The organism is Streptomyces sp. A2-16, from assembly GCF_018128905.1.
Lineage (GTDB): Bacteria > Actinomycetota > Actinomycetes > Streptomycetales > Streptomycetaceae > Streptomyces.
Genome location: NZ_CP063808.1, coordinates 505,808 through 522,288 on the forward strand (window position 1 = coordinate 505,808; position 16,481 = coordinate 522,288).

Consider the following 16,481-nt stretch of genomic DNA (forward strand, 5'->3'; position numbering starts at 1 on the left):
TGTGCTGTCTCCGGGTATGGAGAACGGTCCGGTGCTTCTGGTCCCCATGGGGTCATACCGCGCGTAATGTCTGCGGATATGGACGGGGCAAGAGGTATGGCCGAGGTCGGGGAGGACGGGGGCCGATACCCCTGGATCCGCCGTGTGCACGCGATTGGCTCGGCGCCACAAGTTGACCGCTTTGGCTGGCTGGTAGACCTGCCGTGGGAGCGAGCAGGGGTCCCGCTTGCCGGTCGGCGGGAGGACAATCTGCTTGTGGTGTGGGGCGAGCGCGGTTGCGGCAAGAGTGACTTGATCATTGAGGAAGCCGCGGCGCTGCAGTCCGAAGGGCACGTCGTGGAGCTGGTCGACCTGAGTGCGCGGGGACGGTTCTACGAAGCGGTCAGTGCGCGGAGGGATTTGGACGCGGTCCTGGAGCGGGCTTCTGACGGCGATCCGGGATACGTCCTGTTGGACAGCCTTGACGAGGGGCTGGACCGACTCGGGGTTCTCGATGACATTCTGGTCGGCTGTCTGGAAGAGCTCGGCCACGAGCGGAGAAGTCGACTACGGCTGCGTATCGCCTGCCGTTCGGGCCGGTGGCCCCGCGGTCTGGAAGGGCATCTCCAGTCGCTGTGGGCGCCTGAGGCGGTATCGGTAGTTGGTGTGACGCCGCTGACCCGGTCCGATGTGGAGACGGCCGCCGCCTGCGATCGTCTCGACGGCCGTAGAGTCACTCGGCGGCTGGAGCAGAAGGGTGCGGTGGCTCTGGCCTGGTCCCCGATCACCTTGAAACCCTTGCTGGAAGCCGAACGGGAAGGATGGGGCCTGCCTTCGACGGTGGCTGACGCCTATCGGCTTGCCTGCCGGCAGTTGAGCTCCCATGGCCACCGCGACGGAAATCCGCTGGCCCCCGATCACTTGACGGCACTCGCGAGCCGAGTGGCTGCCGCCATGCAGTTCGGCCACTATGCAGCGATCCATGACACCTCGAGTGCCATGGAGACTGACGTGGCACTGGCTGATCTTGACGGCGGTGACGAGCCGGGAGCGGCGGGGGTTTTCTACCATTGCGGGATGCGGGAACTGCTGGCGTTGGTGGATTCCGGGCTGATGGTCGAGGTCGGGCTGCGCCGCTGGGCCTTCGCCCATGACAGCTACCAGCAGTACCTGGCTGCCCAGTTCCTGGCACGGCACGACATGCACGACGCCGCGCAGGGGCAGTTGCTATGGATCGGTGACGGAACGTCCCGTCATGTTGTGGAACGACACCGCGAGGTGGCCGCGTGGCGGGTGATGGACGATACGGAGCTGTTCGCCGAAGTCCTGAGGTACGACCCCGAAGTGCTGTTGCTGGCTGACCTCACGGCACTCCGCGATCAGCAGCGCGAGGCCGTGGTGGACCGGCTCCTCGACCTAGTTTCCAGCGATGACACGGTCCAACTGGACCGAGGGCTGATGCACCGCCTGAAGCACCCAGGGCTGTCCTCTCAGCTCCGTCCTCATCTGTCTCTCCCGGCTGCACCTCCGCTGCTCTCCACAGTGCTCCGCATCGCGCGAGCCTGCCAACTGCCCGAGCTCAACGACCAGCTGCTGACGTTGGCCGAGACACAGGGGATCGATCCGAAACTGCGCCGCCTAGCCGTCCAAGCACTCGGCGACGAACTGGACGCGGACCACGTGGCCCGCCTCAGGTCATTGGTCGAGCACAACGATGCGGACCTGGGCCGGCTGGCGGTCCTCGAACAAGACGCGGAGCGGCTGGCCTTGCTGAGGGCGCTGGCCTGGCGCGGTGACGCGGACCTGGCGGCGGCCGCGCTGGAGCGGTTGTGGCCGCAGCATCTGCGGCTGCCCGAATTTCTGGACCTGATCCCGCCCGCCGATAACCCCACGCAGGTCCGTTCCGCATGGCTCCTGATCCATAAGGTCCCGAACCTGCTGAGACCCGAAGACGTCGACGAAGCCGTAGCGTGGGCGACCCAGACTCTGGGTTCGCGGCACCCCCGGGCCGGCCTGACCCAGTCCGGCGAGTCGCAGTTGTCCGTGCGACTGCCAGTTCGCATCCTCGCCCAGGCGATCGCGCTCTTCGACGAAGACGACACCAACAGCGACTCTGTACAACGGTACAGGCGGCTCGACCAGGCCGCCGATGCCCTGCTCACCCTGGCGGGACGTGCCGATTTCGACGACCGGCACCAACTTGCGCAACCAGTGGGCGAGGTGCTGCTGAGTCGGCCGGACATCCGCCGAGAGCTGGGCCAGCGTGTCCTGGAACGCGGTGATGGCCACCAGGTCACTCGGCTCCTACCCTGGTCAGGCAGCCCTGCCCTGTTCTCCAACGACGACTCGGTGTACTGGACTCTGCAGTGGCCCACACTGAGCCCGGACGCACGCCGGCACGCTGAGTGCCTGGTGACAGCGTGGCCCGATCCAGCGGATCCGGACCTGTCATCCGCCCTTGAACTGCGTGAGCGTTACCCGGACCTGAAGGCCGCCACTGCACGGTGGGACACCCGCACGGAAGAAGAAGACCGGCAACAGCGCGAGCAGGAAGAACAGCGCCACCTGCTGGCATTCAACGAAGCCCGCCTACGGCTTGCTCTCACCGCGCTCAGTACCGGAGAAGGATCACCCGAGCGGCTATGGCAACACATCACCACCGAGCTGTACCGCACCGTGGACGGCAGCCAAGCGCCACCGGACAGGCTGGGCGTCGTGGCTGCTGCACCGTCTTTCCCACGTGAGGGCAACGAGCTGCACCGCTTGCTGCTGGACGCGGCTGTCACCGTCACCCGCCGCTCAACAGCCCTCAATGGCGCAGTGGCCACTTCAGCCACAGCAGACTGGGACCGGGCAGCCACCGCCCTGACTGCCTTGGCCCTGCTTGATGCCTCACACCTGGCTGAGGCATTCGACGACCAGCCCCGTCGAGCGGCTTGGGCCGCCATGGCGCTGGCGGCCTACGATTGCCACGACTCCGACGACACTGCACTACAGCACAGCCTGATCACACAGTGCGCCCGACTGGCCGGCCACGAACTGCCGACCCTGCTCCGCCAGGCACTAGACGGTTGCAGCGAGCCGGAACTGAACAGTCTGGCAACCGCGTTCGCCCGCACCACCATTCCTGATGCGGTTCAGACCTTGCGAGACTGGGCCAACGATCCGAGCCGCACCGACGTGCAGTGGGCTGGCGTCCTGACCTCACTCGCGCTGGCGGGAGACCGACCAGCCCAAGAAATCCTGTCCGCCGCAGTGACCGACCCCGACCTTCAACGAGACGCCGCGCGGAGCAGCTCACGATGGACCCGCGCCGCTGCGGCGCTAATGGGACAACCACAACTGCCCGAGATCTGGCCCACCATCAGGGCAACCCTGGCTACCCCCGACGCTCTGGCTGCCCTCCTGGAGCGCCTTATCGCCACCGACCCCAAGGGAACCTGGCCGCCCGGGACCGGACAACTGCCCGAGGCTGCCCTCGCTGACCTGTACACCATGGTTACCGACCACATCGGTATCGCCAGGCTCCTGGACTACCAGTTCGAGGGTGGCTTCTATACCGATGCTCGCAGCAACCTGCACCGAGGGCTTCTGGGCCTGTTGATCTCCAAGACCAGCCCGGAAGCGGTCCGTGAGTTGGCCGATCTCGCGACTCGCTATCCCGAACTTGCAGACCTGCGTCAGCACGCCAAGGCCACGGCCCGCGATGTCGCCGAACTCCAGGCTCAACCCCTGGTACCGGAGCAACTTCGGCGCCTGGCCGCAGACACCAACCTGCGCACCGTCACCGACGCCCGCCATCTCCAGGACATCGTGCTGGCCAGCCTCGACCGTCTCCAGACGGTGCTTCAGGGGTCCAACGGCCTTGTGGTCAACCTGTGGAACCGGGACACCTGGACAGTGGATCACACCGATTGGTGGCCCTGCTGGGAAGAAGACTTCAGCGACATGGTCGCAGCTCTCCTGCGCCAGGACATCGGCGGAAACCGCGTCGTGATCAACCGCGAAGTCCAAGTTGACCGCTCCGGGTTTCCCGGCAGGCGTACCGACATCCAGATCCAAGCTACGGCCCCACCCACCAGCAGCAGCGACGGCACACTGACCGTAGTCATCGAATGCAAGGGGTGCTGGCACCGAGACCTGTCTACCGCCTTGGCCGACCAGCTTGTCCGCGACTACCTGCGCGCCCCCAGTACCGCGGGCATCTATCTCATCGGCTACTTCGACTGCGACCGCTGGAACCTCGAAATGCGCAGGAAGCGACACCACACATCAGGCGATCACACCATCCGCGACCTACAGCACGGACAGGATGCACGCGCCCAGGAACAGCGCGACCAGTACGGTGCCATTGTCGCGGCCAAAGTCCTCGACTGTCGCCTCCCCGGAGCCAACGACCCGTGGCGTGCCGAGCCCCACAACCCTCCCGCGCGGACAACTTAGTAGCCACGTTGCTCGGTGGCCGTTGGTCAGCTTGGACGGAAACGGCATGAATTTCATTACCCAACGAAACGGGATGGCCCCTCAGGAGGGGAACAGGCCGACGGAGCTCATGGCAAGAATGATCAAGGTTGCTGTGCCTCCGAAGGCGACACCCGCGCGTTGGATCGCGTTGCTCATATTCGCTCCACCCGAGCGGGCAAGCGCACCAGTTACCAAGGCGGCGACCAGGCTGATTAGGGCTGCCACGAGGAGTAGTAGGACACGTACACCAACGTTGTCGCTCATCGATCATAGTCCTCAGTCATGGTCGGTTCGGGTGCAGGACGGTGTGAGGCTGCCGTCGCCGTCCGCATGCTAGACCCCGCCCTGGAATAAAGTCCAGGGCGGGGGTAATGTGTAAACGAGCGGGAGATCTCAACCGGAACGGTGGACCTCAGGATGACTGATCAGCGCGACAGGGATGTGCTTGATGTCGCGCCCACGGATGGCGTCGATGACTACACCCAGGGCCTGCGTACAGAGCGCGCTCTGGCGAGGCTGGCGGCGATCGCGGACCCCATTGCTCGAGTTCGAAGCGCAGACGACCTGGCTGAGCAGGCGCGGAGCGTTCAAGGAGCCATTGGGCGGGTGCGCCGCCAAGCGATCTACGAAGCGACGTTGCGGCCAGGACATACAGGTGAATCCGTCGCCGCTGAGCTTGGCGTCAGCGCCAAAGCAGTCTCTGCGGCTGTCTCTGAGTCGCGAGCCCAAGATCGCCAACTGTTTCGGAGCGCGTTGGAGATTCTCATGCGCCCCGGGGTTTGTGAGGTGCCGGCGGATCAGCTAGCCCCGGGTCTCCGGGCACGCGATGTGCTCATGCAGGCCCGCGTTGTTCTCCGAGGCCGGAACAGCTACGACATCAGCGCCGTCAGCGACGACGAGTTCGCCGTGCTGGAGGAAGCAGAAGACCGGGCTCGGTACATCCACCGCTCCGCAGGCATGGAGCCGCCGCCCCTTGAGACATGGAGACGGCTCCTGGCAGAGAAAGGCCCAGACGAAGATCGAGTTCCTGACGCTATGCGCCGTGCGGCAGCTGTCTTCGCCGTTCTGCCGGGTATCGTGCCGCTGTACTTCGATATGCCCGATGTCCAAGATTCGCACCCCCGCTCTGGATGGTGGCGAATCGGGTGGGGCGTTCTCCCCGCCGAGGAGGGTGCGCGCGTCTTCGATGCTGGCCCTCACCGTGATGGCTGGGCCACAACGGAGTATCTCGTCTGGTTCGTGCGCGACTTGGCTCGCGGCGGATATGGCATTTGGAATGACCTCAGCTCTCCACCACCGTTCCTCAATGAACCTGGTGAGTGCCTCTCCTTCTCAATCGAAGGAGATCTGAATGCGGAAAAGGCGATCACGCCGGACGAGTTCGTGCGAGACCTGCGGCACATGTGGGCAGATCAGAACACCGGCTTCATGGAGCTTGATTGGCCCGAACTCCCGGATGCCGACACCTGAACAGTGACAACGGTCCTGCCGTCAAGATCGCAACGGTGCTCACGCCCGCGTCCCTCGGGGCCATCCCGCGTTGAGAAAGCAACCTCGACCCGGCGGTAGCCGTCGGGGAGTTCGGACGCTCCATTGGCCGCCCGACCTCCATGGCCGCTTCGAGCTGGATCGGTTCCTCACGGACCGCCGCTTGATCCCTGGTCTGCGCAACTCCCGGTAGACCGAACGGCGTCGGTGCAGCCGGACCCGTGGCGGGCCCGGCTGCACGGCATGAGCTGGGCGAGGATCATAGGCTGGCGGTCGCGCGTGATCCGTCGCAGGGTTCACCAGTTCGCGACTGCGCTACGCTGTCATCACGCGGCTGACCTGTGACAACGGCCACTGGCTCCACCCCGGGTGCAGGGGATGCGAAGCCCAACTCGCCTCAATGGACGTGCGTAGCTCCAAGGTTCGTATTCCCCGCTTTTGCCAGCGCATCTGCTGCCAGCGCCTGTCGCGGCTGCTCTGCGCGGGGCCGGCCGGGGAACCAAGGGGAACGCTGGGGGAACAGAAGGACCGGGAAGGATCGAGAAAGACCCAGCAAGAGCAGTACGCCACACCTCGTCTGACCTGCTAAAACGCTACAGATCGAGCAGGATCGAGCAAGATCGTCAAGGGGTTCTTTCGACTCGTAATGCGTAGGTCTCGGGTTCGAATCCCGAAGGCGGCTCTGTGGAAGCCTCAGGACTCACTCGCCGTGACCTGGGGCTTTTGCTTTTCCCGGATGCGGGGACGGCGCCGCGCAAGGGCCGCGCGACTGTCCATGGTTTTTGCGGTGACCTTGGAATGCGGGCCGATCGGGCGCGTGGCCGCGAGCGTGCAGGTCGGCTGCAGGTCGGCTGCCGGGCGGTCGCCGGGACCTCGCGGGTGAGGTGTGGATCTTGAGGAGCGGGCAGCTCTCGTGATCATGGAGCACGATCCGCCGCACCCGGGGAGACGATCACGTCGGTTCCCGCCGACCTGCGAGTCGGTGCGGCAGCCATCCGCGGTAGTGCGGTCACCACTCGCCGATGCGGCGCGCACGCTCGCGTTGCGATGGTGGCGTAAAGATCCGCTCATGGTTCCCCCGCGAACTGTGCCAGCAACTGTCTTGTCCTGATAGGAAATGCGCACACTCCGGTTAAGAAGGATGGCTCCTGCGCTCCAGGCATGGATGCACCCGCCGACCCGAGTGACGCTTCGACCACCGTCACGGCCGCAGGCGTGACGATGCGTCAATTCCTAGGAGACTTCTGCATGGCCAAGAGGGTTCACGCTGCACCGGGACGTCCCGGGCGCGCGGCGGTCAAGACCGGCAGACGGCCAAGGGTGATCACGGCGGCGTCCACCGCTGCCGTCGCTCTGCTCGTCGTCACCGCGACCGCCAGTGGCGCGGTCGCCCAAGGGGGAACGGCCGGATCGAACCCACCGAAGCGAATAGGGACGGCACCGCGTGTCCCGGCGGGTGCGACGGTGACCGGCACCACCGCGTCGGGAACCCTGCTGCACCTCAGCGTGAACATGGCCCCGCGTGACCCGCAGTCGCTGGCGGACTTCGTCACCGCGGTGTCCACACCGGGGAACGCCCAGTACCACCACTACCTGGGCAAGGGGCAGTTCGCCTCGGTCTTCGGTCCGACGCGGGCCACCATCGACGGAGTCTCACGGGCGTTGAAGGCGGCCGGTCTCACTCCCGGCAAGGTCAGCCCGGACGGACTGTCCATCCCGGTCACCGCCACCGCCGAAAAGGCGTCCCACGCCTTCGGCACCGGCTTCCGGAACGTCCGGCTCAAGGACGGCACCACCGACTACCTCAACACCGCGGCCCCCTCGTTGCCCGCGAACGTGGCGTCCTCGGTGACCGGGATCGTCGGCCTGAGCAGCATCGAAACCGTCAGCAGCCGCCACTCCGCGGTGCGTCGCACGAGCAGGCCCGACGCCGTCAAGGGCAGCATCTCCGGACGCAGTTCGCACACGGTGACCGCCAACGCGTACACCCCGGCGCTCTGCGCCGACTTCACCGGCTCGGGCCTCACCGACGGTACCGACTACTACAGCCCCGGCAAACTGGCCGGCGCCTACAAGATGACCAGCTCCGCCACCGCCGGCGCGGGGCAGACCGTGGCCGTGTTCGAGTTGGAGAACGTCGACGCCGCCAGCATCGCCGCGTACCAGTCCTGCGTCGGCACCGACACCTCGGTCTCCCACGTGTACGTCGACACGACATCAGGGGCCGGTGCGCCGGCCACCGACGGATCGGTCGGCGTGGAGTCCGCGCTCGACATCGAGGACCTGATCGGTCTGGTGCCCGGCGCGAGCATCATCGACTACCAGGGCCCGGACGCCACGTCCGCGACCGACCAGAACGTGCTCGACGTCTACCAGCGGATGGTCACCGACGACCAGGCGCAGGTCATCTCCACCAGCTGGGGCGAATGCGAGGCGGTCGAGAGCAGCACGACCGCGTCCGCCGAGAACACCGTCTTCGCGGAGGCCGCCGCCCAGGGGCAGAGCATCGTCGCCGCCTCGGGCGACGACGGCTCCAGCGACTGCTACCTCGCGACCGGCTCCACGGCCAAGGCTGTCGACGACCCCGCGAGCCAGCCCTACGTCACCGGTGTCGGCGGCACCACGATGACCACCTCGGGCAGCACCACGACCCAGACGACGTGGAACAACGACGCCGGCGGTACCGGTGGCGGCGTCTCCTCCCGCTGGGCTCCCGTCGTCTACCAGGGCGGTGTCGCCACCACCGCCAAGCGTGCCGTTCCGGACGTCTCCGCCCTGGCGGACCCGGCCGAGGGGTATCCGGTCTACCTCCAGGACGACAGCCAGTCGCCCACTCCTGTCCCCGGCATCGTCGGCGGCACCAGCGGTGCGGCCCCGACCTGGGCCGCCGCGATCGTCCAGGCGAATGCGGGCACGGCCTGTCAGGCCAACGGCCGGGTCGGCTTCCTGAACAACGCCCTCTACAAGGCCGCGCGCAGCAGTTACCCGACGAACTTCTGGGACGTCACCAGCGGCAACAACTCCGTGTACGCCACCGGCTACACGGCGGCGGCCGGCTACGACGAGGTCACCGGCCTGGGCTCGCCCAGGGGGGCCGCCCTGTCCACCGCACTGTGCGCGGCCCGGGGCACGGCAGCCACGGGCGCCTCCACCTTCCACCCCCTCAGCAGCCCCAAGCGCCTGCTGGACACCCGCAACGGCACCGGCTGGGGCCTCAGTTCCATCCCCACCACCAAGCCCCTCGTCGCGGGCGGCACCGCCCCGGTCAAGATCGAGGGCGCCGGGGGGATCCCGAGCAGCGGCGTGACCGCCGTCGTGCTCAACCTCACGGTCACCGGCACCACCGGCGCGGGTTCGTTGATCGCCTGGGCCGATGGCACCAGCAGGCCGTCGACCAGCAACCTCAACTGGACCGGCGCGAGCCAGACCATCGCCGCATCGGCGACCGTGAAGGTGGCCGACGACGGCGTCGTGGACCTCTACACGAGCAGTACGACCCACCTGATCGCCGACGTCCAGGGCTACTACACCAGCGGCACCTCCGGCTCCAAGTACACGCCGCTGACCCCGGCCCGCCTGCTGGACACCCGCTCCAAGGTCGGCATCTCCACCACCACCAAGATCTCCAACGCGGTGATCAGCCTCAAGGTCCGCGGCCATGGAGGCGTGCCGACCGGTGCCACCGCCGCGGTGCTCAACCTGACGGCCACCCAGACCGTCGGCGGGGGCTACCTGGAGGCCTACCCCGAGGGCGCCACCCGCCCGACCGCGTCCAACGTCAATTGGTCGGCCACCGGGACCACCATCCCCAACCTGGTGGTCGTGCCGATCGGCAGCGACGGAAACGTCAGCATCTACGTACACGGCACCAGCCACGTCATCGCCGACGTCTCCGGCTACTTCTCCACCAGCGGCTCGACCTTCGACACGGTCACCCCGCTGCGGCTGCTGGACACACGTCAGACAACGGCGCTGGGCGCCGGCAAGACGCTGGCCCTGCAGGTCTCGGGGCGGGACGCCATCCCGTCCACCGGCGCCAAGGCCGTCGTGCTGACCGTCACCGTCACCGGCACCACCGGCAGTGGCTACCTCACCGCCTGGGCCGACGGCGGCAGCCGTCCGACGGCCTCCAACCTGAACTGGGCGCAGGGCAGGACCATCGCCAACCAGGTGATCGTGCCAGTCGGCTCCGACGGCAAGGTGGACTTCTACGCGAGCAGCACCACCCACGTGATCGCGGACGTGGCCGGCTACATCAGCTGACGCGCACCCGAAGGCGGCTCTGCCGCAAAGGCCAGGTCACACGATGGGTGACCTGGCCTTTTTTTGACGTGAGGCCTCGGCGTGAGGCCTTGGCGGGAGGCCTTGGGGTGAGGCCCCTGTCTCAGGCCTCCCCCGTGAACTCCCACTCCCCGTGCGCCACCCGGTACAGCACGAAGCCGGGTTCGGTCCGCAGGTGTCGCGCACCCGTCGGAGCAGTGACCCGGGACCTGTCGGTGCCCGGTACGTGGACGTCCGCCGTCGCGCCCACCGGGACCCGTACCGACAGGCGCAGACGGTCGTCGACGCGGGTCCAGGACACCGCGGCGGGCCCGCGGACCGTGCGGATCGAGGTGCGGGCCCAGTTCACTCCCGTACGGGCGTCGGGGCGGACCGTGAAGGTGCGGTAGCCGGCGTCACCGGGGCGCAGGCCGGCGACGTTCTCGTAGAGCCACTGCGCCACCGTGCCCTGGAAGTAGTGGTCGCGGGAGCGGGAGTCCAGGGGCCACATCTCCCACATGGTGTCCGCGCCGTTCTCGTGCCAGTACCCCCAGCTCGGGTAGGTCCGCTGCGTGGCGATCGCGTGGGCCACGTCCGGGCGGCCCTGCGCGCACAGCACCCGCAGCAGCACGCTGGTGCCGAGGGCCCCGGTGTTGAGGTGGTTGCCGCGCTGCTCGATGTCCTTCACCAGGCTGTCGAGGACGGAGGCGCGGGCGCCGGCGGGCACGAGTCCGAAGGCGAGGGGGATCGCGTTGGACGTCTGCCGGTAGTCCGGGTCCTTTGACGTGCGGTAGTGGCCCTCGGGGGCGAGGAAGGCCGCGTTGAAGGCGGTCCGGAGGCCGTCCGCGGCCTGTCGGTAGCGGGCGGACGTGGGTCCCTCGCCCAGCAGGTCGCCCAGCTCGGCGGTGTGCAGCAGGGCGCGGTGCAGGTACGCCGTCGCGGTCAGCCGGGTGTCCTCGGGCGGGTTGCCGCCGTAACCGGGAGGCAGGTAGTCGCCGAGCGCGGTGATCGCGAGTCCGTCCCTCAGCCGGGACAGCTCCCAGTCCAGGTAGCGCACCAGCGGGGCCCAGTGGTCGCGGGCGGCGCGCTCGTCGCCGTAGACCCGGAACATCTCGCGCGCCACGAAGGGGTAGACCGTGGTCCACTCGGGGGAGGGCCCGAGATCGCCGTAGCCCCAGCCGCCGCTCGGCACGATCACCGGGAGCTGGCCCGCGCCGGTCTGGCTGTCGGCCAGGTCGCCGAGCCACTTGGACAGGAAGCGGTGCACTCCGAAGGCGTACGTCATGACGGGCGCCCCGAGTTGGGCGTCGCCGGTCCAGCCGTTCTTCTCGTACATCGGTGTGTCGGTCGGGATGCCGTGCAGGTTGTTCAGGACCGTGCGGCGCATGGCCCCGTCCAGCCACTCGTAGAACGGCTCGGAGCAGGCGAAGGAGCTCACCTCCTCGACCCGGGTGTGCACCACGCGGCCGAGCACCTGGTCGAGGGTGGGGCGGGCGGGCAGTCCGCTGATCTGCACGTAGCGGAAGCCCTTGTAGGAGAACGACGGCTCCCAGACCTCCTCGCGGCCGCCCGCGCAGATGTACTCGTCCGTCTGGAAGCGGCCGGGGACGTGGTCGGTCTGGGCGTGCACACTGCCGTCGGACCGCAGTTTCTCGCCGTGGGTCAGGCGTACGACGGTGCCCTCGGCGGCGCCCCGGACGGTCAGGCGCGTCCAGCCCGCCATCGTGCGGCCCATGTCGACGAGGTGGACACCGGGGACGAGTTCGCTGATCGCGCTGGGGCGTACCGTCTCCACGATCTCGATCGGGTCGTGCGGCTGGGCGCGCAGCTTTCCCCGGGGCGCCGGTTGCACGCCCGGCACGCGCCAGCCGGTGTCGTCGAAACCCGGGCTGCTCCATCCCGCCGGGGCCAGGCGGGCGTCGTAGGTCTCGCCGGCATAGAGGGAGTCGGAGCGGGTCGGGCCCTCGGTCAGCCGCCAGTCGCCGTCCGAGACGACGGTCGTGCGGGAGCCGTCCGGGTGGTCGATCTCGAGCTGGGCGAGGAGGCGGGGTTCGCCGTGCCAGGGCGGGTTGTGCCAGTTCCAGACGTTGGGGGTGGTCATGCCGAAGAAGCCGCGGCCGAGGGTGACGCCCAGGGCGTTCTCGCCCCGCTTCAGCAGCCCGGTCACGTCGTGGACGGCGTACAGCACGGTCTCGTCGTAGTCGGTGAAGCCCGGGTCGAGGACCTGGTGTCCGACGCGGCGGCCGTTGATCTCCGCCTCGTAGTAGGCGAGTCCGCTGATGTACAGCCGGGCCCGGGTGATCTTCCGGGGCACGGTGAAGGAGCGGCGGAGCAGGGGCGCGGGCTGCTCCGGCACCGCGACGGTCACGCCGGAGCCCCAGGGACCTTGTCCGTAGGGCGCGAGGACGACGGCCTGTGCCCAGCCGGAGTCGTCGAAGTCCGGTCGCTGCCAGCCCTGTTGCTCGGCTTCGGCGCTGCGCCAACCGGGCCCGGTGACCAGGTGGAGGGGCGGCCCGGAGGCCGTGTCGACGATCAGACGCACCAGCAGGCCGCCCGGATTGACGGACGCGCCGCCGCGGTTGGTGGCGAGGGCGGCCACGACGACCTCCGCACCGGCGGCCCGCACCCGCGCGGTGACGTCCGCCGTCCGGCCGGTGCGCCAGCCGTCCGTCTGCTGCGGGGCGCCGAGCACCTGCTCGCCGTCGACGTACAGCGTGAAGTCGTCGTCGGCGGTGGCGACCACGGTGGCCCGGCGTACGTCCGTGCCCGCGGGCAGTGCCAGCCGTGCCCTGAACCAGCGTGGTCCCTCCGGGGCGTCGGAGGTGGTGGCGCCCGGTGACCAGATCCACGACGCCCCCTCGAAGGAGGGGGGTTGCTCCGGGGCGTCGGCGCCGATCCACCGGGCCTTCCAGTCGGTGGGCGACAACGTTGTCTCCCACCAGCGGGGTTCGCTCCAGCGCGACGCGCGTCCCGCCGCGTCCCACACCTGGACCCGCCAGTGGTAGCGGGTGCGGGGGAGCGGCGCGGGGCCGTCGTAGACGATGCCGACGGTCCGGTCCGAGGTGACCTTTCCGGAGTCCCAGACCGGCGGACCTCCCCAGCGGTCTCTGGTCACCCGTATCCGGTACGCCGTCTGCCGGGCACCGCGCCCGGGTGCCGCCAACTCCCAGGAGAGCCGGGGCCGTTCGGCGTCCGTGCCGAGCAGCGTGTCGGCGTACTCCACGCTGGTCCTCACGACCTCGAGCCCGCCGCCCCGCGGTGTGCGCGCCGCCCTGCCCGCCGTCGGTGCGCCGGTGGCCGCCGCGGCCGTCGTGCCGCCGGCGGCCGCGACGATGCCTGTGCCCGCCGTCGCGGCGGTGCCTCGCAGGAAGTTCCTGCGGTTCCATCTCTCACCCATGAACGCGTCCCTCGCTCGCCATTGAAACGATTCAGTCCGCTGTCTCGGGCGCGATCCTACGGAGCCCCGGGAACGCACTACAAGGGATGTGACGGGATCTCAGGAACGAGCCTCGTCCACGGTCTCGCCCGGCGCCTGGCCGGAACCGTCCCCCAGCTCCTCCTCGATCCGCTGGACGAGGGGGTGCTCCGAGAGGTGCACCCGCAGGTGGATGGGGGCGGGGGCTGGGGGAGCGGTGTGCGGAGCCTGATCCTCGATCCGGAGTTCTTCGGCTGATGGGGACAGCGGGGGCGCAGGCACGTGGAGCGGTGGTTCAACCTCACCTCCACGCCTACGTCGACAAGATGTCCGCGCAGTACTCGGCCTTCGTGGGGGACAGGGTTGCGGGGCTGCGGCGGATCGGTCTGGCTTCGTGAGGCGGTGACGGCTGTGGTGCGGTGGTTGGTTGCTGGTTACCGGTTACCGCCAATAATCGCCCGCCGGCTTTGGCGGTCCGCTGCCCTGCGCCGCCGGATGCGTCCCGGCTAGCGTCCGGACATGAGGCGACGCAAGCGCATCGGAACGACCCGTGCCATGTCCTTACGACGCGTGCGGGACAGGGCGGTCCAGCGCCGGGAGGACGTCCGGCCCGGCGGCTGGGGCAGACGGTTCGGACGCCGGGCCGAACAGGCCAGACCCTGGCTCCAGTTCCTGGCCGACCTCGCGACGGTGCTCGCGCGGGTGGTGCGGTAGGGGTAGGGGGCAGGTCTTCCGCGTGGGACGAGCCCCTGCATCTGTCTGTCTGCTGTGACGCGGTGTTCGGTGACGCGGTGTCCCAGAGGCCGTGTCCCGACCGGCATCCTCCGCCCGGGCCGTCACGATGGAGTGGACGGGCTGGATCAGTGCGCGGAGGTGCCGTATGTCAGGAACCGGGTCGGCTGGTGCGTCGGCGGGCGGGTACTCCGCCACGCCCCTCGCCAAGAAGCTCGGCATCAAGGCGGGGCATCGGGTACGGCTCGACGGCGCGCCCGACGGGTGGGACATCCCCGGTCTGCCCGACGGGTGCGAGGTCGCCGCGGGCGGTTCGCACGGCGCGGATGTCGTGCTCGCCTTCCATCGCGAGTATGCGCGGCTCGCGGCCGAGGCGGACGAACTGGTCGCCGGGCTCGCGGACCAAGCCGCACTGTGGATCGCCTGGCCACGCAGGGCCGCCGGACACGTCAGCGACATCACCGAGAACGCCCTGCGGGAGGTCTTCCTCCCCCTCGGAGTCGTGGACGTCAAGGTCGCGGCCCTGGGGGAGGACTGGTCGGGACTGAAGTTCGTACGGCGGAGGGAGAACCGGCGGGGGTGAGGGCCGGGGGAGCGAGCGGGGCGGGGCGGGGCGGGCGAGGTGCGGCAGTAGCGCTGCGGGCCTGTTCGGGGTTCTGGTCGGTGGGGCGGCCGGTCGGCGGTCGGTGGGTCGACGGTCGCAGGTCGGCGGTCGGCGGTCGCGGGTCGGCGGTCGGCGGTCGCGGGTCGGCGGTCGGCGGTGGGCCTTCCGCCTGGCAGTGGGCGAACCCGCTGGGCAGCACCGCCCTCTGCCCCGCCAGTGCCCACCCCACCCGCTGCCCCCCCATCGAGTGAACCCCCTTACCCCCACCACCCCCCGCCCCGCCCACGCATCCCCATACCTGAGAAGTCCTTACCGTGAACGGCTAGCATCGCGCCGGTCGGTGCCCGTCGGGGTGGACCGGGACGAGGGACGAGGTGGGACATGGGCGCGTCGAGGATCGCCGTGGCCGTGGTGACCATGGGGAACCGGCCCGAGGAGGTCGACGCCCTGCTGCGGTCCGTGGCCAAGCAGGACATCGCCCCGGCCCGGATCGTGATCGTCGGCAACGGTTGCCGACTGCCCGAGTTCACCGAGCGGCTTTCCCTGCCCGGCGAGGTCACCACCGTCGACGTCGAGGAGAACCTCGGCTGCCCCGGCGGCCGCAACGTGGCCCTCGCCCGGCTGCGCGACTTCGGCGACGTGGACGTCGTAGTGGAACTCGACGACGACGGCCTGCTCGCGGACCCCGATGTGCTGCGCCGCGTACAGGAGTTGTTCGCGGCCGACGAGCGCCTCGGCATCGTCGGCTTCCGGATCGCCGACGAGAGCGGCGAGACCCAGCAGCGGCACGTGCCCCGCGTCGGCTCCTCCGACCCGATGCGCGGCGGCCATGTCACCGGGTTCCTGGGCGGCGGCCACGCCTTCCGCATGGCCATGCTCGACGAGACCGGGGACTGGCCCGCGGAGTTCTTCTTCGCCCACGAGGAGATCGACCTCGCCTGGCGGGCGGTCGACCACGGCTGGCACATCCTGTACGCGCCCGAGCTGCTGCTCCAGCACCCGAGGACCTCTCCGGCCCGGCACGCCATCTACTACCGGGTCAACGCCCGCAACCGCGTCTGGCTGGTCCGCCGCCGGCTGCCCCTGCCGCTCATCCCCGTGCACCTGGGCGTGTGGACGGCGCTCACCCTGCTGCGGACCCGGTCGCCGAGCGGGCTGCGCGCCTGGTTCGGCGGGTTCGTCGAGGGCCTGCGGGAACCGGCCGGCGAACGGCGGCCGATGCGGTGGCGAACGGTGTGGCGGCTCACCCGGCTGGGACGCCCGCCCGTGATCTGAGGGCCGACGGACCCGGAGACAGGACGAGGGTCCCGGTCGTTCACCTCCACCGACCGGAACCCTCTCGCGTCCCACGGATCCGGCCGCGACGGCGACACTCCCCCGAGTTGCGCGTCCTACGCGCGCGCCCTCGGGCCAGATCCGATGTTGTGATCACATCAGGTTGCGCCAACAAATCGCTAACATGTTGGCCAACGCATCCACGTTTTGATGTTCGCCGGTTGGCGTGAAGTCGACGGCGGCGATGGGGAACCGGCGGTGTGA

The 16,481-nt window shown here is 69.0% G+C and carries 7 protein-coding genes; 6 read left to right on the top strand and 1 reads right to left on the bottom strand.

The window, feature by feature from the left end; translation table 11 throughout:
- Positions 1-96 precede the first annotated feature (96 nt).
- The 3 genes from IOD14_RS02430 (at position 97) to IOD14_RS02440 (ending at position 10,194) form a co-directional block, all read left to right on the top strand.
- Positions 97-4,422, top strand: coding sequence for a hypothetical protein (locus IOD14_RS02430; protein WP_212669554.1), 4,326 nt, complete (start codon positions 97-99; stop codon positions 4,420-4,422).
- Positions 4,423-4,860: 438 nt separating this feature from the next.
- Positions 4,861-5,913 (top strand): hypothetical protein, encoded by a 1,053-nt coding sequence (locus IOD14_RS02435; protein ID WP_212669555.1) that lies wholly within the window; start codon positions 4,861-4,863, stop codon positions 5,911-5,913.
- A gap of 1,482 nt (positions 5,914-7,395) precedes the next feature.
- A complete protein-coding gene (locus IOD14_RS02440; protein ID WP_212669556.1) occupies positions 7,396-10,194 on the top strand; it encodes a S53 family peptidase in 2,799 nt (932 codons plus the stop codon).
- 121 nt (positions 10,195-10,315) lie between these two features.
- On the opposite strand, the gene IOD14_RS02445 is transcribed toward IOD14_RS02440, so the two are convergent.
- A complete protein-coding gene (locus tag IOD14_RS02445) occupies positions 10,316-13,588 on the bottom strand; it encodes a family 78 glycoside hydrolase catalytic domain (protein ID WP_212669557.1) in 3,273 nt (1,090 codons plus the stop codon).
- A gap of 537 nt (positions 13,589-14,125) precedes the next feature.
- Here IOD14_RS02445 and IOD14_RS02450 point away from each other — a divergent pair.
- The 3 genes from IOD14_RS02450 (at position 14,126) to IOD14_RS02460 (ending at position 16,217) form a co-directional block, all read left to right on the top strand.
- Positions 14,126-14,320 carry a hypothetical protein gene (locus IOD14_RS02450; protein WP_212673530.1) on the top strand — a complete coding sequence of 65 codons (195 nt, stop codon included), beginning with the start codon at positions 14,126-14,128 and terminating at the stop codon, positions 14,318-14,320.
- A 166-nt stretch (positions 14,321-14,486) separates the two neighbouring features.
- Entirely contained in the window at positions 14,487-14,921 is a 435-nt protein-coding gene (locus IOD14_RS02455) for a DUF3052 domain-containing protein (RefSeq protein ID WP_123990812.1), read from the top strand.
- Between the two features lie 402 nt (positions 14,922-15,323).
- Positions 15,324-16,217 carry a glycosyltransferase gene (locus IOD14_RS02460; protein ID WP_212669558.1) on the top strand — a complete coding sequence of 298 codons (894 nt, stop codon included), beginning with the start codon at positions 15,324-15,326 and terminating at the stop codon, positions 16,215-16,217.
- Positions 16,218-16,481: the final 264 nt, after the last annotated feature.